The 2,290-nt window shown below is 56.2% G+C and carries 2 protein-coding genes and 2 pseudogenes; 3 read left to right on the forward strand and 1 reads right to left on the reverse strand.

Annotated features, from left to right (window positions below; genetic code table 11):
• Positions 1-100: pseudogene (locus O9X91_RS23785) on the forward strand (cation transporter); the annotation flags it as partial.
• A gap of 49 nt (positions 101-149) precedes the next feature.
• Here the strand turns inward: O9X91_RS23785 and O9X91_RS23790 are convergent.
• A complete protein-coding gene (locus tag O9X91_RS23790; protein ID WP_269833776.1) occupies positions 150-1,259 on the reverse strand; it encodes a helix-turn-helix transcriptional regulator in 1,110 nt (369 codons plus the stop codon).
• A 198-nt stretch (positions 1,260-1,457) separates the two neighbouring features.
• On the opposite strand from O9X91_RS23790, the gene O9X91_RS23795 reads away from it, so the two are divergent.
• Together O9X91_RS23795 and O9X91_RS23800 are read left to right on the forward strand one after the other, a co-directional pair.
• Positions 1,458-1,805: a hypothetical protein gene (locus O9X91_RS23795; protein WP_077982638.1), complete on the forward strand. Its 348-nt coding sequence runs from the start codon at positions 1,458-1,460 to the stop codon at positions 1,803-1,805.
• A gap of 196 nt (positions 1,806-2,001) precedes the next feature.
• Positions 2,002-2,290 (forward strand): annotated as a pseudogene (locus O9X91_RS23800) (cation transporter); the annotation flags it as partial.

Here is a 2,290-nt window from a genome sequence, read left to right on the forward strand (position 1 = left end):
GGACGCGATCCGCGACGAGATCGGCGATGCGCTGGGCGGCGAGGGGAGCGACCGCTGGCTGACGATCGTGTTCACGACGGATGAAGAGTGGGCGGTTTGAGTCGGCAGGTCATCTTCAGTAAGGACGCGTTTTACGAATCGAAGAACACCTAGGGGGCTGGGTTCGCCATTCGGTAAGCGAGACGCAGCAGGTCGTTCTGGCTGTGCGTCCCGGTCTTTGCGTATAGACTTTTGAGCTGTGTGCGTATCGTCTCGCGCGACACGGATGCGTCCTGCGCTATCTGCGTGATTGTCTTACCATTTATGACGCCGAGAAATGCACGCCGCTCTCCCATCGTCAACCGATGACATTCAGAGAACTGGTCGATTCCGGGTGTTCCGCCAGGCGCGCCGGAAGGCTGGATCAGGAGTGCAACGGTGGGGCCCTCGAAGTACAGCGAGAGGCGTTCTTTCTTCATTGCGACAAGCGTGAGCCTGATGCCGTGCGAGAGAAAATCCGCTGTTCTGGGACCGGCATAATTTCGCATCAACATAGCGTTCAGCACGGTCTGAGCGTCCTCGCCGCGCAGGCGTAACTTTCCGAGCGGTGAAACCGATATGAGCGTCCCTTTGTCCAGAAACTTCTGCCCGATCGGAGAAGTTGTATTTATTTGTGCGTTCTCTCCGACAATGACGATACCCGTGCCAACGGCGTCAAACAGCGACGTATTGAGGTCGAAGGCCGCCCATCGCGCCGAGCTGTTCCTGTAAAAACGCGCGGCACGCCTCAGATGGGGGGCGATACGAGTAAGCTGGTCGGAAAAAGCGCTGTTTTCATCGGGATCGTCGCGGCTGGTAACGGTGGATACGATCAGGGGGCTGTCTCCATTCTTGTCAATAGTGACGCCGATGGAGGACGAAATGTTGTTGGGCGCCAACCAGTCATTGAAGAACTCGGTTCTAACCAGCTGCGTTCTGGGGACGATCTGATCCGAGAAAACGCCCAGGCCTACGCTTCGCCTGCCGCAATGCTCCAACCATGGGTTGGTGTTGATATAATATGCCGCATAGCTTTCAAGCTCCGACAGATCGAATTTTGAGGTCATGCCAACGTAATCGTCGGGTTCGCGCGTATTCATGGAAAACAAGATCGTTCGGCCATCAGGTGCATTCCCAGAAAGCCTGTCGAGAAATTGCTGCCACGACGCCTCGCCGAGCAGCGCCGCATAAATGAGGTCTATCAGGTCGTCGTCCGAGTGCCTTAAGCCACGAATGCTCATGCCTCAATCCCTGCCCCGAGTAGCCCTCAACAAAAGGGTCAGTTCCTCTAACCTCGACTAATTCACCCGATCGGGTGATTGAGGATGATAGGTGAAGCTCTAAAAATCGTCCAGTCTTGAACTAGCGCGTGTAAAGGGATGCGGTGCAAGTTCTCGTTTATTTTTTAAGATGTGCCGACCTATTAATGGAGAGAAATTATGAAGTCATATATTTCACTGACCTGCGTATCGGTTGCTGTCCTTGCTCTTTCGGGTTGCGTCAGCGCCGGCAGTGCGGACAAGACGGTGGAACTTTCGGTTGGTCAGACGCGCCACCTCACGGCTTACAGAGCGGATAGCTGCGGTGCGACTCCTTTGAGTTTTGCGGCGCTGGCGCCCAAGCTGCCGAAATCCAAGATCATCTCTTATTCAGATGGCGGCATTTCCAGTCGTTTAAGCAAGCAGTGCGGCCGCAACGTTCCGACACGTGCGGTGAATGCGACGGGTATAGCCAAGGGAACTGAAACGCACCGCTATCAGGATGTCATTTCCATCGTTGTGAAGTGAGCCTGACGGTTTAGTGTCGTAAGAGCGCCGCCGGCGCTTACGAGCAAAAAAGCGGAGTCCGATCCTCCTGTCGCGAAGTTTGCTGTCTGCTGGCGGTTCATTTTCTCACGTCTGTACTTTATGGGGGCGCCTTTCCAGCCCGGGTCCATGGGCTTTAAAGGCGCTCCCACCATGCAGACGCCTGTCGTCTGGCAATTGTGGCGTCATCATCCCCATGCCGCTCGGCAATGTGAAACAGGCGCTGGCTGAGATCCTTCTGGTGACCCCGCTGGAATTCAAGCAGCATGTGGACCGGGTGGCGGCCGAGACGGTGGAGAAATTCGGTTTCTCCTCGCACTATTTCTATGTCGCCCGCGGACGTCAGATCGAACTCTTTTTCATCGTGCCGAAAAACTGGCCGCCCCGGCGTCTGGAGGAATGGGACGCGATCCGCGACGAGATCGGCGATGCGCTGGGCGGCGAGGGGAGCGACCGCTGGCTGACGA

Source organism: Agrobacterium salinitolerans, assembly GCF_027498475.1.
Taxonomy (GTDB): domain Bacteria; phylum Pseudomonadota; class Alphaproteobacteria; order Rhizobiales; family Rhizobiaceae; genus Agrobacterium; species Agrobacterium salinitolerans.